The 17063-nt window shown below is 70.9% G+C and carries 15 protein-coding genes and 2 pseudogenes; 11 read left to right on the plus strand and 6 right to left on the minus strand.

Going from position 1 to position 17063, the window contains the following annotated elements:
* Positions 1–71 precede the first annotated feature (71 nt).
* Positions 72–695, plus strand: a complete 624-nt coding sequence (locus ABZ671_RS13720; protein ID WP_357856359.1) for a hypothetical protein — start codon at positions 72–74, stop codon at positions 693–695.
* A gap of 130 nt (positions 696–825) precedes the next feature.
* Here the strand turns inward: ABZ671_RS13720 and nrfD are convergent, their stop codons facing one another.
* The 3 genes and pseudogenes from nrfD to fdh form a co-directional block, all read right to left on the minus strand.
* A complete protein-coding gene (gene nrfD, locus ABZ671_RS13725) occupies positions 826–1587 on the minus strand; it encodes an NrfD/PsrC family molybdoenzyme membrane anchor subunit (protein ID WP_357856362.1) in 762 nt (253 codons plus the stop codon).
* Positions 1588–1597: 10 nt separating this feature from the next.
* Positions 1598–2105, minus strand: a pseudogene (locus ABZ671_RS13730) (4Fe-4S dicluster domain-containing protein); the annotation flags it as partial.
* A pseudogene (fdh, locus tag ABZ671_RS13735) lies at positions 2102–5170 on the minus strand (formate dehydrogenase); the annotation flags it as partial. The pseudogenes fdh and ABZ671_RS13730, both read right to left, overlap by 4 nt.
* 180 nt (positions 5171–5350) lie before the next feature.
* Between fdh and ABZ671_RS13740 the strand changes: the two are divergent.
* The 5 genes from ABZ671_RS13740 to ABZ671_RS13760 all read left to right on the plus strand — a co-directional run bounded on the left by ABZ671_RS13740 (position 5351) and on the right by ABZ671_RS13760 (position 10317).
* On the plus strand, positions 5351–6064 hold the full coding sequence (locus tag ABZ671_RS13740; protein WP_357856365.1) for a GPR1/FUN34/YaaH family transporter: 714 nt from the start codon (positions 5351–5353) through the stop codon (positions 6062–6064).
* Positions 6065–6117: 53 nt separating this feature from the next.
* On the plus strand, positions 6118–7794 hold the full coding sequence (locus ABZ671_RS13745) for a hypothetical protein (RefSeq protein WP_357856368.1): 1677 nt from the start codon (positions 6118–6120) through the stop codon (positions 7792–7794).
* Between the two features lie 488 nt (positions 7795–8282).
* Positions 8283–9101, plus strand: a complete 819-nt coding sequence (locus tag ABZ671_RS13750; RefSeq protein WP_357856371.1) for an RICIN domain-containing protein — start codon at positions 8283–8285, stop codon at positions 9099–9101.
* An 84-nt stretch (positions 9102–9185) separates the two neighbouring features.
* A complete protein-coding gene (locus ABZ671_RS13755) occupies positions 9186–9533 on the plus strand; it encodes a hypothetical protein (RefSeq protein WP_357856374.1) in 348 nt (115 codons plus the stop codon).
* Between the two features lies 1 nt (position 9534).
* Positions 9535–10317, plus strand: a complete 783-nt coding sequence (locus ABZ671_RS13760; RefSeq protein ID WP_357856377.1) for a polyprenyl synthetase family protein — start codon at positions 9535–9537, stop codon at positions 10315–10317.
* Here ABZ671_RS13760 and ABZ671_RS13765 read toward each other — a convergent pair.
* From ABZ671_RS13765 to ABZ671_RS13775, 3 genes are all read right to left on the minus strand, one after another.
* On the minus strand, positions 10298–10945 hold the full coding sequence (locus ABZ671_RS13765) for a LysE family translocator (protein ID WP_357856380.1): 648 nt from the start codon (positions 10943–10945) through the stop codon (positions 10298–10300). The two genes, ABZ671_RS13760 and ABZ671_RS13765, sit on opposite strands and share 20 nt — an antisense overlap.
* Before the next feature lie 92 nt (positions 10946–11037).
* Positions 11038–11700 carry a response regulator transcription factor gene (locus ABZ671_RS13770; RefSeq protein ID WP_357856383.1) on the minus strand — a complete coding sequence of 221 codons (663 nt, stop codon included), beginning with the start codon at positions 11698–11700 and terminating at the stop codon, positions 11038–11040.
* Positions 11697–12827, minus strand: coding sequence for a sensor histidine kinase (locus tag ABZ671_RS13775; RefSeq protein ID WP_357856386.1), 1131 nt, complete (start codon positions 12825–12827; stop codon positions 11697–11699). Before ABZ671_RS13775 ends, ABZ671_RS13770 begins: the two co-directional genes overlap by 4 nt.
* A gap of 142 nt (positions 12828–12969) precedes the next feature.
* On the opposite strand from ABZ671_RS13775, the gene ABZ671_RS13780 reads away from it, so the two are divergent.
* The 5 genes from ABZ671_RS13780 to ABZ671_RS13800 all read left to right on the plus strand — a co-directional run bounded on the left by ABZ671_RS13780 (position 12970) and on the right by ABZ671_RS13800 (position 17063).
* Positions 12970–13959 carry a carboxymuconolactone decarboxylase family protein gene (locus ABZ671_RS13780; protein ID WP_357856388.1) on the plus strand — a complete coding sequence of 330 codons (990 nt, stop codon included), beginning with the start codon at positions 12970–12972 and terminating at the stop codon, positions 13957–13959.
* A gap of 9 nt (positions 13960–13968) precedes the next feature.
* Complete coding sequence (locus ABZ671_RS13785; protein ID WP_357856390.1) at positions 13969–14421, plus strand: DUF6220 domain-containing protein; 453 nt, start codon at positions 13969–13971, stop codon at positions 14419–14421.
* Complete coding sequence (locus ABZ671_RS13790) at positions 14418–16157, plus strand: multicopper oxidase family protein (RefSeq protein ID WP_357856393.1); 1740 nt, start codon at positions 14418–14420, stop codon at positions 16155–16157. The genes ABZ671_RS13785 and ABZ671_RS13790 overlap by 4 nt, the downstream gene beginning before the upstream one ends.
* A 138-nt stretch (positions 16158–16295) precedes the next feature.
* Positions 16296–16667, plus strand: coding sequence for a metalloregulator ArsR/SmtB family transcription factor (locus ABZ671_RS13795; protein WP_357856443.1), 372 nt, complete (start codon positions 16296–16298; stop codon positions 16665–16667).
* A gap of 87 nt (positions 16668–16754) precedes the next feature.
* Entirely contained in the window at positions 16755–17063 is a 309-nt protein-coding gene (locus ABZ671_RS13800; RefSeq protein ID WP_357856396.1) for a PadR family transcriptional regulator, read from the plus strand.

The raw sequence follows: 17063 nt of genomic DNA on the forward strand, positions 1-17063 counted from the left end.
CGACGTTCCGGCCCGGCGGCATCGACGCTGATGGTGCGCTGTCGAGGGGCGGCGCGACCCAGGAGGAGACCATGACCGTTAACCTCAAGCGCCTGGCCGGATGGGCGCTCATCATCGGCACGATCGTCGCGGCGTTCGGCTACCTCGCCGCGAACCTTCTCGCGCCGGGCAGCGGCGACGAGGTCTTCCGCTACCACCTCTGGCCGCTGTTCGAAGGGATCGCGATCGGCGGGAACGTCATCATCGTGCTGGGGCTGCCGGTGATCCTGACCTTCGCCGGGCGGGCACCGAAGCTGCACATCGTCGGCTACGTCGGCATCGCCGCCGCGCTGCTGATGCTGGACATCGGCGAGGGCGTCATCGAGGCGTTCGTGAAGCCGTACCTGGTCGACCACGGCGGCATCCCCACCGACGAGCCCACCGGCTTCACCATCTTCGGTGGCGTCGCGCTGCTCAGCCTGGTCGTCGGCGCGATCTGCCTCGGCATCGCGGTGCTGCGCGCCCGGGCGCTGCCGTGGTGGATCGGTGTCGCGCTAATCGTGTCGTGCCTGCTCGGCGCCCTCGGGCTGCCCGGGGCCTGGTTCATCCTTCCCGACGACGTCTTCTTCGCCGTGCTGTTCGCGATCGGCGTCTACGCCGTACGCGACCGCAGCGAGGTCGCCACGAGCAACGTCGTCGAGCCGGCCGCCGTCTGACGGCGGTCCGCGGCGTCCGCTGGGCCAGCCGCTCCCCTGTTGAGCGATATGCCCCTGAGAGATAGATATGACTCAGGGGCATATCGCTTAGATCGACCCGACCCGCGCCGGTGCGACTCAGGCGAGTTGCTCAACCTCCTTGCGACCGCTCGCGCTGCGGCAGCACGGTGTACTTCGGATCCGAGGCGGACGCGGTGCCGGCATGGAAGTAGGCGAACTTGGTCAGCGCGGATTCGGCGGCCAGCGCCAGTCCACCTACCACGTCCAGGGCCCGGCTGGGCCGGATCGCCGAGGTCGCGAGCAGAGCTGTTCCGGTGCGGGCACACCAGCGGGAGGCGCGTAGCAGTCGGCCCGGTCGCCCGTCGGTCAACGGTTCGGCCACCGTATCGAGCCGGCGGTGGATGGCCCGGTGGAGCTCCTGCGCCGCCACGGCTCCGGCGATGCCGGCGATCCGGGCGGGTGCCGCCTCGCGCGCCGGAGAGGTCGCGGCCACCAGGCCGCCGGCCGCCGCGAGCGCGCTCGCCCCGAACAGGTACGGCAGTTCCCGGTGCGCCTCGTGCCATACCGGCACGGCGGTGTTGGCGATCAGCGCGCCGGTGTACGTGGTGATCGCGGGGGCGACGGCCGTGGCGGCCAGGCCGCTCGGACGGGCCAGGCGCCCGACGAGGTCCGCCCCGCGGCGGGGCAGCACGGCCGAGAGTTCGTCGAGCGCGGCGACCGCCGCGAGCGGGCTGAAAGCGCCGAGCAGCCACGTGCCGATCGACATCGGTGAGGTTGGCTTGACGACGCGCAGCATGTGCACGAAACGCCCGGGCCGGCCGAGGTCACCGATCAGGACCGCGAGCGACAGCCCGGTCGCGCCGCCCGAGATGAGCCGGGCGGCGCGGCGCATGCCCGGGCGGGTAGGGGCAGGCGGGCACGCAGTAGCCGCAGCCGTTGCAGATGTCCTCCTGCACCACCACCGTGCCGAACTCGGTGCGGAACAGGCTGCCGGTGGGGCACACGTCCAGGCAGGCGGCGTGGGTGCAGTGCTTGCACACGTCGCTGGCCATCAGCCAGCGCAGTTCGGTACGCCCGTCCGCCACCATCAGCTCGTTGTGCGCGCCCGCGGATGGGCCGGTCGGCATGAGGGCGATCGCGTTGTTCTGCCGGCCGAGTGGGCGGTCGTGCTCGATGAAGGCGACGTGCCGCCAGGTGTCGGCGCCGAGCATGCCGGTGTTGTCGTACGACATTCCGAGCAGGGAGAGCCCGTCTTCCGGGATCAGGTTCCACTCCATTGCAGGCGACCTCGCACGCCTTGCACCCGATGCACACGGAGGTGTCGGTGAAGAAGCCCATGCGCGGTGGCGGCTGCGGGTAGCCGGCGTCGGGAGCCGGGTCCCTCGTACCCTCCAGCAGGTTGTCGGTCATGCCGGTTCGCCGTGCCTTTCCGTGGTGCGGTGCGCGGTGCCGGTCGCCGCGGTGATCCCGGCACGCCGCAGGTAATCCTCGACCAGGTGACGACGGTCGGGGCCGCGGGGACGGCGGCCGGGCCGGATGTCGCAGGTGAGGGCCTTGACCTCCTGGATGTGCACATCGGGGTCGAGGGACATGTGGGTGAGGTCGTTGGCGGAGTCGCCGGTGGTGATGCCGTTGCGGCCCCAGTGGTAGGGCAGCCCGACCTGGTGGACGATCCGGTCGTGCACCCGCACCGGGACCATCCGGTCGGTGACCAGCACCCGCGCCTCGATGGCGCTGCGGGCGGTGACGATGGTGGCCCAGCCGAGGTGGTCCAGCCCGACGATGGCGGCCAGCTCGGGAGACACCTCGCAGAACATCTCCGGCTGCAGGCTCCGACAGGTACGGCAGCCAGCGGCTCATCCCGCCGGCCGTGTGGTGCTCGGTGAGCCGGTACGTGGTCAGCACGTACGGAAAGACGCCGCTGCCCGTGTCGTCGCCGCTGGGCTGGTAGGGGTCGACGTCCCGCCGCCGGCTGGTCTCCCGGGCCGGGTTCTGCTGCTGCCCGTAGAGCAGGTTCGGCACCGGTGACTCCTGCGGCTCGTAGTGGGTCGGCAGCGGCCCGTCGGACAGCCCGGCCGGGACGTAGAGCCAGCCCTTCCCGTCGGCCTGCATGATGAACGGGTCGATGCCGGACAGGGCGTACTGCCGCTTCGCGCCCTCGGGCGGCCGGTAGTCCGGCGGCTTCGTGGGCTGGAAGTCCGGCACGTCGTGCCCGGTCCACCTCTTCGCCTCGGCGTCCCACCACACGTACGCCTTACGCTCACTCCACGGTCTGCCCTGCGGATCGGCGGAGGCGCGGTTGTAGAGCAGGCGGCGGTTCGCCGGCCAGGCCCAGCCCCACTCGGGCGCCACCCAGTTCTGCTCGGTGTGCGGCCTACGCCGCGCGGTCTGGTTCACCCCGGCCGCGTACGCGCCGCAGTAGATCCAGCACCCGCAGGCGGTGGAGCCGTCATCGGCGAGCTCCTCGTACGTCGACAGGCAGGAGCCGTCCGCCCGCCGGCCGTTGATCTCCTGCAGCACCTCGTCGGCGCTCGGCTCCTCGTGCGGGCCGGAGGTGGTGTAGGACCAGTTCAGGTCGAGGATCGGGCGGTCCCGGTCGGCGGTCGAACCGGCCAGCTTCGCCCGGATCCGCCGGCCCAGGTGATACCAGAACCACAGGTCGCTGCGCGCGTCGCCGGGCGGGTCGACCGCCTTGTGGTGCCACTGCAGCATCCGCTGGGTGTTGGTGAAACTGCCGTCCTTCTCGGTGTGCGCGGCCGCGGGCAGGAAGAACACCTCGGTGCCGATGTCCCGGGTCCGCAGCTCGCCGGATTCGATCTCCGGGCCGTCCTGCCACCAGGTGGCGCTCTCGATCAGGGCGAAGTCCCGGACCACGAGCCAGTCGAGGTTCGCCATGCCGAGGCGTTGCGCCCGGGCGTTGGTCGACCCGACCGCCGGGTTCTGGCCGTTGAGGAAGTAGCCCTTGCAGGTGCCGTCGAGTTGCGCCTGCACCGTTTTGTAGGTGCTGTGGTCGCCGGTGATGCGCGGCAGGTAGTCGAAGCAGAAGTCGTTGTCGGCGGTGGCCGCATCCCCCCAGTACGCCTTGAGCAGGCTGACCGCGTAGGCGCGCATGTTGCCCCAGTAGCCGGTCTCGGCGGAGTCGTCGGCGACGTACGCGTCGAGGCTGCCGTGGGTGTCCGGGTGCGGCATCGGCAGGTAGCCCGGCAGCAGGTTGTAGAGCGTCGGGATGTCGGTGCTGCCCTGGATGCTGGCGTGACCGCGCAGGGCCATGATCCCCCCGCCGGGCCGCCCGATGTTGCCCAGCAGCAGTTGCAGCACCGACGCGGCCCGGATGTACTGCACCCCCACGGTGTGCTGGGTCCACCCCACCGCGTACGCCCAGGCCGTGGTCCGGTCCCGGGTGGAGTTCTGCGTCACCGCCCGCGCCAGCTGCCCGAACAGTTCCTCCGGGATGCCGCAGATCTTCGCCACCGCCTCCGGGGTGTAGCGGCGGTAGTGCCGCTTCAACAGCTGGAACACGCATCGCGGATGCTGCAGGGTCTCGTCCCGGCTCAGCTTGTGCAGGTCCGTCAACGAGGCGCCGTGGCTGCCGTGCTCGTGGCCCCGCTCGGTCGCGTGCCGCTGGTGCGACCGCTGCTCACCGGCCTCCCGCCGCTGCTTGGCGCCCTGCTCCCGTTTGCCGGCCGCGCTCGCCACGCGGACGCCCTCGTACTGCCAGCTGTCCGTCGAGTAGCTTGAGGTGTCGTCCCGCCAGCCGGAGAAGAGCCCGTCGAGGTCCTCGGTGTCCTGAAACTCCTCGTTGATGATCGTCGCCGCGTTGGTGTAGTTGACCACGTACTCGCGGAATTCGAGGCCGTTGCTGAGCACGTAGTTGATCAGGCCGCCGAGCAGCGCGATGTCGGTGCCGGCCCGGATCGGCACGTGCACGTCGGCCAGCGCCCCGGTGCGGGTCAGCCGAGGGTCGATGTGGATGAGCGTGGCGCCGCGCGCCTTCGCCTCCATGACCCACTGGAACCCCACCGGGTGGCACTCGGCCATGTTCGAGCCCTGCATCACGATGCAGTCGGAGTTTTGCAGATCCTGCTGGAAGGTGGTGGCGCCGCCGCGACCGAACGAGGTTCCCAGACCGGGAACGGTGGAAGAGTGTCAAATGCGGGCCTGATTCTCGATCTGCACCGCGCCCAGCGCCGTGCCGAGCTTCTTGATCAGGTAGTTTTCCTCGTTGTCGAGCGTCGCGCCGCCGAGCGCCGCGATGCCCATCGTGCGGCGCAGCCGCCGCCCCTGCTCGTCGCGGTCGGTCCAGGTCTGCGCGCGGGTCGCGATGACCCGGTCGGCGATCATGTCCATCGCCGTGTCGAGGTCCAGGTCCTCCCACCGGGTGCCGTAGGGCCGGCGGTAGCGCACCCGCGTCTGGCGCAGCGGGTTGGTGACCAGTTGCTTGGTCGCGGCGCCTTCGGGCACAGCCGGCCCCGGCTACTCTGTCTACCGCCAACTGCCCCGGTTTGGCCGGAGGTTTCACGATTCGGCGAAGAGGCCTGCAACCGGCCACCGGGGGCGCGGGCTTGTGTAGAGCCGCTCGCGGTGGGTATGCGCGCGCAACTATCGACGGCGTTCCACCCAGGGGAAGCGTACGAGAGAGGCTTGTGATGACTCGTATGGCACAGCCGGACGCTGATGGTGATTTCGACTTCTGGCGCAACCATGCCCAGATTTCCCTGCAACCCGTCGCGGCGCCTTCGATCCTGGGGCTCTTCGGCTTCGCCGCGGCCACCTTCATCGTCGCCACCAACCTCGCGGGCTGGTACGGCAACACGACGACGACGCCGGTGTTCCTGTTCCCCTTCGCCGCGTTCGCCGGCGGACTGGCCCAGTTGCTGGCCGGCATGTGGGCGTACCGGGCACGGGACGGGTTGGCCACCGCGATGCGCGGCATCTGGGGTTCGTTCTGGCTCGCGTACGGACTGCTGTACCTGCTGGTGGCCGTCGGGGTGCTGGCGCCGCCGACCCCGTTCGTGGCGCTCGGGTACTGGTTCGTGGCCCTCGCCGCCATCACCTGGTCCGGGGCGTTGGCCGCGCTGGCGGAGAATCTCGGGCTCGCCGCCGTGCTGGCGACGCTCGCCGCCGGTGCCACCTGCCTCGCGATCGGTCAGATCGCCAACATCTCGGGCTGGCGGACAGCGGGCGCCTGGTTCTTCATCGCCTCGGCCATTCTGGGCTGGTATGTGGCCACGGCGATGATGTTGGAGGGAACCTGGCGCCGCGTCGTCCTGCCATTGGGCAAGCGGCGTGGCCCGAATGTGCCGGGCCGGTCGCCGCGGCAGGTCATCCAGTTCGTGTCCGGTGAACCGGGCGTCAAGGTCGGTCAGTGATCGCTCCGGGACGGCGCAGGTGGGAGTAGCCGCAGCAGCGCCCACGAGGCGGCATGGCCGGCGGGCAGGAGGTCGGCGCGATGGTTCGGCTGCGACCGGCGTCCGGACGCATCCTGGCGCTCCTGCTCCTCACCGTGCTTCCGCCAACGTTGGCGGCGGCGCTGTCGACCAGCTACGGGCTACGTTCCGCGGTGGGGCTCGCCCCGCAGGCCAGTGCCCCACCTCCCTTCGCGATCTTCCATGACCTGCGATGGATCTCCGTCTACCACGACTCGTGGCCACAGTTCGCCGGGGAGTTTGCCGTCGTGGTCGTGGTACGGGGCCTGTGGACCGCCGCGATCGTGCTGGTTGCCTGGCCGTCACATCTACGACCCCGACCAACGTGGGGCCGGGCGCTCCTCACCGGCGTCACCGGCAGCGCTGCGCTGGCGGTCGTCATGCTGCCCTGGGCTGCGATCTCGGTGGCACTCAGCACGACATCCCTGTCCTGGTTCTTCATCGGCGACGTGGGTTCGATATTCGTGCTTGCCCTCGTCATGCAGCGGGCCGGCCTGGTGTCCACCTGGTGGCAGGGGGCGCCGCCGCTGGCCGGCGCGCTCTGGATCGTGCTGGCGTTCCTGATCCTGACCACCGCATCGGTGCTCGTGTCCACCACGCCCGGCCCGTTGCCGATTGTGCTGGCAGCCGCCGCCGGCGCGGTGAACGCCTGGCTGTGGCGCCGCCTGCTCGCAGCGGCGCTCGCGGCTCGCGTCCGGCTTGCCCGGGTCCCGGTCGCTCCGCTGGTTGCCGTCGGGCTCGTGGTCGGCATCGCCCCGGCAGGGTTCCTGGGCCGGGCCGCCGTCCAGGATGCCGGGCAACGGCAACCGCCGGCACCGTTACCTGCCCGGCAGAACGGAGACCCGCCCCCGGCAATCATCTACGTCGACGGATTTGATTCCGCCGGTGACGGCGGCTCGATCGATGGCGGCCGGCAGGTTGCCGACAGCATTCCGATCGAGCTGTTCTCCTACGCCGGTGTCGACGAACAAGGGCGACCGCTGCCGTATCGGCCCGAGCAGACTCAGCAGTCGCTGGAACGCAGCGCGGCACTGCTCGACGTCCAGGTCACCAAGCTGCACGGCCGCACGGGCAAACCCGTGGCGCTGCTCGGAGACAGCGAGGGCACCCTCGTCGTCCGAACCTACCTGCAGACCCACCCGCACCCGGACGTGGTAGCGGCCGTTCTGCTCAATGCCCTGCCCAATCCCGCCGTGGCGAACTATCCGCCGCCCGGCGCCCGGCACGGTTGGGGGCTGGCCGCCGGAGCCCAACTGCAGGCAATCATGGCGGCTGTCAGGTGGTCCAGCGGCCTGCGGATCGACACCGACGCACCGTTCCTCCGTTCGCTCCTGGACAACCCCCAGCGCTACCGCGACCAGATGTTCTGCCCCGTCCCCGGAACCCGCCTCGTAGCGTTCGTGACCCTCGACGCCGCCCTCGCCGACCGTCCCGGCGGCCCGGTCGAGGTGCCCTTCGTCCTGGTGGACACCCTGCACGGCGGCGCGTACGACAGCGGTGACGTCCGGCGACAGATCGTCGCGTTTCTTGACGGCGAGGAGATACCCGCAGCCGGAACAGGCGTGTACCGGGTGCTGCGGGCCACGGCGGTCGCCTGGCAGGCCCCGCCGCTGCGGCTCTCCCTCGTCGACTCCGCTGCGGCCGATGACGGCCTGCCTCACTGCCACGCCTGATTCCCGAGCGCGCCCATACCGGGCTCGTGCCTACTGGCGCGACTGGCTGGTCAACGGTCGCCGACCACAACGACTTCCTCGCCCTCGCCGGACGGTGGCTCAGGGCTCTCGTGCCCGCAGCAGAGCCAGGTCGGCCGCGCGAACTCGCGGGTGAACCGACCCGAGTCATAATTCCTATATTTAAATGCCTCCATGTAACATGGTCGCGGCGAGCCCGTCGCATCAAAGATGCGGGGCGACCGCCTCAGTCCTTAACGGACAGAACCTCGTCTGAGGAGGCATGTGTGCGATCTGAGCCGGTAAGCAGAAGGATCCCGTGGCGGTGGAGCGCCGGCTTGATCCGGCCGGGGCGACTGTTGGTCGCGGCACTGGCCACCGTACTGATGGTCCCGCTGGGTGCGGCCTCGGCCTCGGCCGCCGGCGGTACCGTCGCCCCCGCCGGGCAGGTGCCGGCGTCGCTGGGCGCAGGGGCGGATACGCCCACGGGCATGACGGTTGCGGCCTCCGCCGCTGCCACGGTCTGCGCCAAGGTGGCCGCCAAGGCCGGCTTCTCGTACACCGAGAACATCAGCACCTCAGCGGGCAACGTCCGGAAGATCGTGGTCGCCGTTGCGGTCGCCATGGCCGAGTCGAGCTGCAACCCGTCGGCGAAGGGCCAGAACCCCGGCTCGATCGACCGGGGTCTGTGGCAGATCAACAACTATTGGCACTCCGAGGTCAGTGACGCCTGCGCCTACCAGGTTCAGTGCAACGCCAACGCGGCGTGGAACATCTCCAGCCACGGCAGCAACTGGACCCCGTGGTCGACGTACAACAACGGGGCGTGGAGGAACTACCTGGACACGGCCCGCGACGCGATCACCGGGTTCTCGTTCCAGCTGAAGAACCGGGGCGCCGGCACCTGCCTGGACGCCATCTCGTCGGACGTACGCAACGGCGGGCGGATCGCCCAGTGGCCCTGCAACAGCAACGACAGCTACCAGCAGTGGCGCGTCGTGGTCGGCGCGAACAACTACAACCCGGTGCTCCAGAACGTCGGTGCCGGCACCTGCCTGGACGCCAACGCGTCCGACGTACGCAACGGCGGCGCGATCTTCCAGTGGGCCTGCAACACCACGGGCGATGCCTTCCAGCGGTGGTGGTTCTCCGGCAGCGGGCAGCTCAACACCAACGGTGACGCCAACGCCGGGCTGCACAACGCCGGTAGCGGGACGTGCCTGGACGCTCAGGCATCGGACGTCGGCCAGAACGGGAACATCATCCAGTGGGCTTGCTCCGGCAGCGACCTCTTCCAGCTGTGGAACTGACCGCGTGACAACAGGCCCCGCGGGGCGCTGACCTCAGCCCGCGCCGCCGGGCGCGGACACGCTCGACACAACCCTTCAGAGACCGTGACACATGCGGCCACCGTGCTGGAGGAGGAGCTCGCGGCGGGCCTGGCCAGCGCGCGACGGCTGGAGGAGAAGCTGAGCGCCGACCGTAAGGTGGACCCGGAGGCGTTCGACGAACTGGTGACACGGGTCCGCACCGACGGGCACGCACTGATCGACACCGTCGTGGCACAGCTGAAGACGTCCGACGACCAGCGCGGTGAGGTCATCCGCCGGTACACGTCAGACGCACACGACGCCCTCGGCAGCGTGCTCAACCTCGCGCGGCTGGTACCGGACATGGCGAACGGGCTGGTGGACCGGCTCGCCTCGTCGGCGTCGCAGAACCCGGCGTCGTCCGACAAGTGACGTGTCGACCACCGGCGAGGCTGACGGCCACGTTACGGCCATGCTGGAGCGCTATCGCACACTCGCGATCGGCGCGCTGCTTGCTGACGTGCCCGAGGGCGGGCCGCACTACCTCTATGACCTGGTGGCCGAGTACCCACGGCGGTGGGGCAAGGGGCTGCGCGCCGCACTCTGCCTCGCGACCTGCCAGGCGTTCGGCGGCACGCCTTCGGTGGGGCTCAACGCCGCCGTAACCGTGGAGCTGTTCCACAACGCGTTCCTCATTCACGACGACATTCAGGACGAGAGCGAGCAGCGGCGCGGGGCACAGACCCTGCACGCCGAGTACGGCGTCGGCGTCGCCCTCAACGTCGGCAACATGACGAACCTGCTTGCGCTACAGCGGCTCGCCGCCAACCGCGGTGCACTCGGCTCAGGGATCGCGTGGCGGCTGTTCGAAGAGACCGAGCTCATGCTGCGCCACTCGCTGGAAGGGCAGGCAATCGAGATCGGGTGGATCCGCGACAACGTGTGTGACCTCGACGCTGATGACTACTACCGCATGTGCCTGAAGAATACCTCCTGGTACACCTGCATCTACCCGTGTCGCACGGGAATCCTTGTCGCCGCCACCGGCCAGCACAACGGGGTCGACGTCCTGGACCGCTACGGCTGCTATCTGGGCGCCGCGTTCCAGATCCAGGACGACGCGCTCAACCTGATCGGCGACTATGCCCGCTTCCTCGCGCGAATCCAGCTCGCACGGACGGACGGCGGCAGATGGTTCAGTCCTTGCGCCCGGTGACGGCCACAGTGACGCCGAGGCCGATCAGGGTGAGCCCGCCGACCCCGCCGATCAGGGACAGCCGTCGCGGTGAGCGGGCGAACCAGTCCCGTGCGGTGGCCGCAACCAGACCCCACGCGCTGTCGGAGACGACCGCGACCAGGTTGAAGACCAGGCCGAGCACCAGCATCTGCACCGCGACATGACCCTGAGCGCGGTCGACGAACTGCGGCAGCACGGCGGCGAAGAACACGATGGTCTTGGGGTTCGACACACCGACGGTGAAGCCCTCCCAGAAGGTGCGCAGGCTTCCGCGCGATGCCCCCACATCGGTGAAGGAGGCCTGCAGCGATGCACGCTCGCGCCACGCCTTGACCCCGAGGTACACCAGGTAGGCGGCTCCCGCCAGCTTGAGCGCGGTGAAGACGACGACCGAGCGTTCCACGACGGAGCCGATCCCCAGGGCCACGGCCACGACGAGGGTGTACGCGCCGACCGTGTTGCCCACCACCGTGGTCAGTGCGGCGCGGCGCCCCTGCGCCAGCGCTCGTCCGATCACGAACAGGACGCTGGGCCCAGGGATCAGGATCAGCAGGAACGACATGGCCGTGAAAGCGAGCAATCGGTCGGCAGACACCATGAAGATCATGCAACCACCGGAGGGCGCACAGTTCCAGCCGTATTTCCCGACCGGTTCTCACGAACGGAACAGACGAGGCGCGCCGCGCGGCGGTTGTGGGGTCACCGGCGACGCGGCGTGACCAGACCCGACTCGTACGCCCACACGACCAGTTGGGCACGGTCGCGGCAGTGCAACTTGGTCATCGCCCGGTTGACGTGCGTTTTGGCGGTCAACGGGCTGATCACCATGCGCTCGGCGATCTGGTCGTTGCTCAAGCCTCGGGCGACGAGCTCGAGGATCTCCTGCTCGCGGGCGGTCAGCACGTCGCGCCCGACCGTCGGGTCGGCCGGCGGCGGGCCGGCGACGAACTCGCTGATGAGCGTACGCGTGACCGCCGGGGCGAGCAGCGCGTCGCCGCGCGCGACGACGGCGACGGCCTGCAGCAGGTCGGCGGGGTCGGCGTCCTTGAGGAGGAACCCGCTGGCGCCGGCGCGGAGCGCGGCGAAGACGTACGAGTCGAGCCCGTAGTTGGTGAGGATGAGGACGCGGATCGCGGCGAGGTCGCCGTCAGCGGCGATGCGCCGGGTGGCTTCGATGCCGTCGAGCCCCGGCATCTGCACGTCCATCAGGACGACGTCCGGCCGCAGACGTCGCGCCAGCTCGACGGCCGACGCCCCATCGGCGGCCTCACCGACGACCGCCAGGTCGTCCTCCGCGTCCAGCAGTGCCCGGAAGCCGGCCCGCATCAACGCCTGGTCGTCGACGAGCAGCACCCGGATCATGCCGGCTCCTGCAACGGAAAGGTGGCCCGTACCGCGAACCCGCCGTCGTCGCGGGCGGCGGCGTGCAGCGTGCCGCCCAGGCCGGTGACCCGTTCCCGCATGCCGCGCAGGCCCACACCCTGGGTCACCGGCCGGAGCGGCGACGCCTGGCCGTCGTCGGTCACCGAGACGGTCAGCTGCGCCGGGGCGTACTCGATGTGGATCTGGGCGGTGGCCGAGCCGGCGTGCCGGGCCACATTGGTCAGGGCCTCCTGGACGACGCGGTACCCGGCCTGGTCGACCTCGGCGGGCAGGTCCCGGGGCTGACCGACGGCGGTCACCTGCACCGGCACGCCGGCCGCCCGGGTCCGCTCGGCGAGTTCGCCCAGCCGGGCCAGCCCGACGCGGTCGCCGTCCTCGGGCGAGCGCAGGACGTCCAGCGTCGCCCGCAGTTCCCGCATGGCGGCGCCGCTGGCCTCCTGGATCGCCAGCAGCGCGGCCGCCGGCGCCTCGCCGCGCTTGCGGGCCAGGTGCACGGCGATCCCGGCCTGCACCTTGATCACCGAGATGCTGTGGGTCAGCGAGTCGTGCAGGTCCCGGGCGATGCGCAGCCGCTCCTCCCCGGCGCGACGCAACGCCACCTCCTCGCGGGTGCGTTCGGCCTCGATCGCCCGCTGCTCGACCTGCTCCAGGTATGCCCGGCGCTGGCCTGAGACGAGCCCGGCGACGTTGGCCGCCACGAACCAGCCCAACAGCAGGGCGGTCCGCTCGACGATCTGTTCGCCGGGTTGGTCGGCGGACGCGGTCGAGATGTCGTGGGCGAGGAAGCCGCCGAGGAAGACGAGGCTGGCCAGGGCGGGGGCGAATCGATGGCCCCGCCAGGCGGCGACATAGACCGCGCCGAGGACGGGGAACGCGGCGTGCGCCCCGGGGTGCACCCGGACGTGGAGGGCCAGCATGGCGGCGCCCACCACGGTCAGCGCCACCACCGGGTACCGCCGGCACGCCGCCAGGGCCGCCGCCATGACCAGGACCAGGACGACGTCGATCGCCCGCACCGGTGCGGCGTCCGCCGCGAGCGCGGTGGTGCCGAGCAGGAAGACGCCGAGGAGGAAACCGCTGAGAGCGTACGGCAGGTCGCGGCGCATGGCCGAACTGTAGAACGCCCGCCGCCCGGCGGCATCCCGCGTTTGGGGTAGGTGGACGTACCGCGGACGCGGTATCGAGGGCCGGGCAAGTGCCTATGACAGCACGACGTTTTCCCGGCCCGTCGAGGCGAGCATCGATCCCATGACATACCGCTTCTTCACCCCGGCGAAGGCGTCGGCGGCGACCGGTCTCACCGCCGAGGTCTACCGGCAGCTGCGGGACGAGTTCCTCGGGCCGGTGCCCACCTTTCAGGCGCTCTCGGCCGCGCCCGAGGTGCTGGCCGCGACGTGGGCGCTGATGCGCGAGGCCCTGCTTGCCGGGGACGCCTCCCGGGTCGACCGAGAGCTCGTCGCGGCTGCGGTGTCCCGGGCCAACCGCTGCCGGTTCTGCGTCGACGCGCACGTGATGCTGCTGCACGCGCTCGGCGAGCACGAGCTGGCCGAGGTCGTCGCCCGGGGCGAGACGCCACCGGAGGCCAGGCACGCCGAGTTCGTCGCCTGGGCCGAGGCCAGCCGCAGCCCGATGGCCGCCGACTGGTCCAGCCCGCACCGGCCTGAGGTCACCGGCACGCTGCTCGCCTTTCACTTCATCAACCGGATCGTCTCGGCGCTGCTCGATCCGGATCTGCTGCCCGGCGGCCTGCAGCGCTCCCCGATGGTGCGGTCCGTCGGGGGCCGGCTCTACGCCAGGACGGCTCGGGAGCCGAAGGAGCCCGGTCGCGGCCTGTCGCTCCTCGACGCCGGCACGGTGGCACCACCGGGTTGGGCCGGGGACAGTCCGGTCGGCGTCGCGTACGCGTCGCTGAGGAAGGTCGCCTCGCAGGGCGGCGAGCTTCTGGGCGACGTGGCGCGTCGGACCGTGACAGCCACCGTGCGGTGGGAGGACGGACGGCACCCGGCCCGGCCCGCCGAGTGGGCCGCCGAGCTGATCCGGGATCTGCCCGGCGCGGACCGCGTCGGGACCCGGATCGCGCTGCTGGCGGCGTTCGCGCCCGACGCGATCAGCACCGACGACGTCGCCCGGTGGCGGCTGTCCCGTCCGGACGACGCCGACCTCGTGCGGCTGGTCGCGTACGGGGCGATCACGGCCACCGATCACGTCGCCCAGGCCCTGTCCCCGGCTCATCTGTAGGAGGTCACCATGCGCAAGGCCCTCGTCGTCGTCACCACCGTGTTGCTCGTCGCGTTCGTTCTGCAGTTCGTCTTCGCCGCCGTGGGCGCGTTCACCAGGCCCGCGGGCGAGGGCGCGTATGCCCTGCACAGCGTCACCGGGATGGCGGTCATCCCCGTTCTCATCCTGCTCACCACCCTGTTCGCCGTGCTGGCGAAGGCGCCGGGGCGGCTGATCGGGCTGGCGATCCTGCCGCTCGGTCTCGTCGTCCTGCAGGGGCTCATCGCGATGCTCGCGAACGCGTCCACCGACGCCGCCGGCACGAGTACCTGGGTCGGCCTGACCGTCGCCGGGTTGCACGCGCTCAACGGAATCATCGCGGTGCATGTCGTGGTCGGCGTCCACCGGGCGGCGCGAAAGCTGGCCCGTCCGGTGCCGGCCGACACCGCCCCGGTGACCGTTCGGCAGGAGGTGTCCGCGTGACCGTCGGCTCGCTGGTCGTGGCCGACCTCCTGATCGCGGTCCTCGCGGCCGCCGGGTGGCTGGGCGGCGGCGCCGCGTCGGCCGCCCGGCGCCGTCGGCTCGCGCTGGGGCTGGCCGCGTTCGCGCTGCTCGCCACGGTGGCCCGCGCGATCACGATCACCGCGCTCGCCAGGGCCGGCTGGTGGTTCGCGGCGGAGAAGATCCTCATCGCCGCCCCGCTGTCACTCGCGGCGGTGGTCGTGGCCGGGTCGCGGCTGCTGCGTGCCCCGGCCGACATCCGGTCCGCCGCGGTTTCGCTGCTCTTCGCCGGGTACGCCCAGAGCGCCGCCCTGCTCGTGACGGTTCTGCACGGCTATCCGGCGTCGGCGGGCGTGGGACTGCTCGCGGTCGCCGGGGTCGTCGCGGCCACCGCCGTCTCGTGGCGGGCCCTGGGCGCGCGCCCGTCGCGGTCGGTGTCCCGGGCGGCCCTCGTGGTGGCGGTCGCGGCGCTGCTGACCGGAACCGGGCTGGCCGCCGCCCCGGGCGCTGCTCCCGCCGTACGACATGATCATCGACCTGGGGATGCGCGGGCCGTGGGCGAACCGACCAGGCGGGTCACCCTGACGGCCGGGACCGCCACGGTGCGGGTGCGCGGGCGTGATGTCGCGGCGTGGGCGTTCAACGGGCAGGTTCCCGGGCCCGAACTGACCGCCACCGTCGGCGACGTCCTGGCGGTGACGCTCCGCAACCGGGACATCGCCCGGGGCGTCACGCTGCACTGGCACGGGTACGACGTGCCGAACGGTCAGGACGGGGTGCCCGGCGTGACGCAGGCCGCGGTGCTGCCCGGGCAGGAGTTCGTCTACCGGTTCCGCGCCGATCAGGCCGGCACGTACTGGTATCACACGCACGCGGTATCCGACGTCGGGGTGCGCATGGGGCTCTACGGTGTCCTGGTGGTGCGCCCGGCGCCGGTGACCGGCGTCGACGTCACGGTGCCGGTGCACACGCTGTCCGGGCTTCCGCTGCCCGCGCCGGAGACGGAGCCCGTCCAGGCCGGGGTGCCCGTGCGGCTGCGGCTGATCAACACCGACAGCACGACCCACCGGTACGCCCTGGCCGGGGCCCCGTTCCGGGTCGCCGCCATCGACGGGTCCGACCTGCGCGGCCCGACGCCGCTGGTGGGCACCGCCGTGCTGATCCCGGCCGGGGGTCGCTACGACCTGGTGTTCACCGCGCCCGCCACGCCGGTGGCGCTGTTCGTCGACGGGCGGCCGGTCTACTCGACCGGACCGGTTTCCACGGCGACCGGCGCGTGGCCGGTGCTGGATCCACTCGCCTACGGCGTCAGTTCTCCGGTGCCGTGGTCCCGGTTCGACAGGGAGTTCACCCTGGTTCTCGATCGCGGCCTCGACCTGCACGGGCTGCTTCCGCGGTACGCCCACACCGTCAACGGCGCGGCCGATCCGGACATCCCGCCGCAGGTGGTACGCCTCGGCGACGTCGTCAAGTTCACGATTGTGAACCGATCCCTGGTGGTGCACCCGTGGCATCTGCACGGCCATCACGTCCTGGTGCTGTCTCGCAACGGGAAGCCGACGACCGGAAGTCCGCTGTGGCTGGACTCGTTCGACGTACGCCCCGGCGATGTCTGGGAGGTGGCGTTCCTGGCCGACAACTCCGGGATGTGGGCCAACCACTGCCACAATCTGGCGCATGCCGACGCCGGGATGCTGCTGCACCTGATGTACCGGTGACCCCGAAACGGGTTCCGCCGCCGTGCCGTAATCCTTTCACGTTCGGGCCGACCTCAGCCGTGGCCGGTCCTTCGGCGTCGGAAATTGATGATGGCTGGGTCCTGATTCGACCGGCCTATCGATGGTGTTGGTGCAACGATAGAAGGCGTGGGAACTGCGAAAACTACTGCACCTGCCGTCTCGCCGCTTGCCGGCGAGCCGATCAAGCGCGCCGATGCCGAGCGGCTCGCGGGAGTGCTGAAGGCATTTGCCGATCCGGCCCGGCTGCGACTGCTCAGTCTGATCCAGTCCGCCCCGGAGGGCGAGGCGTCCGTGAGTGACCTCACCGCGCCGCTGGGCCTCTCCCAGCCGACCGTGAGTCATCACCTTCGGATCCTCACCGAGGCTGGCCTGCTCGAGCGCGAGAAGCGGGGTGTCTGGGCGTACTACCGGCTCGTGCCGTCCGCGATCGCGACGATCGCCGACCTGCTGACACCGCCCCGGAAGCGGGCGACGAAGAAGGCGCGCTGACGGCAGGGTAGGGGCACCGCTCCCGGCCGGCGTAAGATCGGATGCCGATATCGGTTTCGTGACTTCTTGCGCATGGGGGTGGACCGGGTGCGGGAGTTTCAGCGGGGTGCGGTGCGGCTGCACATCCTGCACCACGCGGCGGAGCAGGAGATCCACGGCGCGTGGATGACCGAGGAGTTGGCCCGCCACGGCTACGACATCAGCCCCGGCACCCTGTACCCGACCTTGCACCGGTTGGAGGCCGACGGGCTGCTGGTCTCCGAGCAGCGAGTCGTCGAGGGGCGTACCCGCCGGGTCTACCGGGCGACCGAGGCCGGTGAGCAGGCGCTCGCCGAGGACCGCCGGGCGCTGCGGGAGCTGGCCCGCGAGGTCCTCGGCGACGACGCCCGCACCTGA

The sequence above is a fragment of the Micromonospora sp. NPDC006766 genome (assembly GCF_040636055.1).
GTDB lineage: Bacteria > Actinomycetota > Actinomycetes > Mycobacteriales > Micromonosporaceae > Micromonospora.

Excerpts from the sequence above, each read along its gene's own strand:
- ABZ671_RS13720 (WP_357856359.1), top strand. The coding sequence starts at position 72 with ATGACCGTTAACCTCAAGCGCCTGGCCGGATGGGCGCTCATCATCGGC.
- nrfD (WP_357856362.1), bottom strand. The coding sequence starts at position 1,587 with ATGCGCCGCGCCGCCCGGCTCATCTCGGGCGGCGCGACCGGGCTGTCG.
- ABZ671_RS13740 (WP_357856365.1), top strand. The coding sequence starts at position 5,351 with ATGGCACAGCCGGACGCTGATGGTGATTTCGACTTCTGGCGCAACCAT.
- ABZ671_RS13745 (WP_357856368.1), top strand. The coding sequence starts at position 6,118 with ATGGCCGGCGGGCAGGAGGTCGGCGCGATGGTTCGGCTGCGACCGGCG.
- ABZ671_RS13750 (WP_357856371.1), top strand. The coding sequence starts at position 8,283 with ATGACGGTTGCGGCCTCCGCCGCTGCCACGGTCTGCGCCAAGGTGGCC.
- ABZ671_RS13765 (WP_357856380.1), bottom strand. The coding sequence starts at position 10,945 with ATGATCTTCATGGTGTCTGCCGACCGATTGCTCGCTTTCACGGCCATG.
- ABZ671_RS13770 (WP_357856383.1), bottom strand. The coding sequence starts at position 11,700 with ATGATCCGGGTGCTGCTCGTCGACGACCAGGCGTTGATGCGGGCCGGC.
- ABZ671_RS13775 (WP_357856386.1), bottom strand. The coding sequence starts at position 12,827 with ATGCGCCGCGACCTGCCGTACGCTCTCAGCGGTTTCCTCCTCGGCGTC.
- ABZ671_RS13780 (WP_357856388.1), top strand. The coding sequence starts at position 12,970 with ATGACATACCGCTTCTTCACCCCGGCGAAGGCGTCGGCGGCGACCGGT.
- ABZ671_RS13785 (WP_357856390.1), top strand. The coding sequence starts at position 13,969 with ATGCGCAAGGCCCTCGTCGTCGTCACCACCGTGTTGCTCGTCGCGTTC.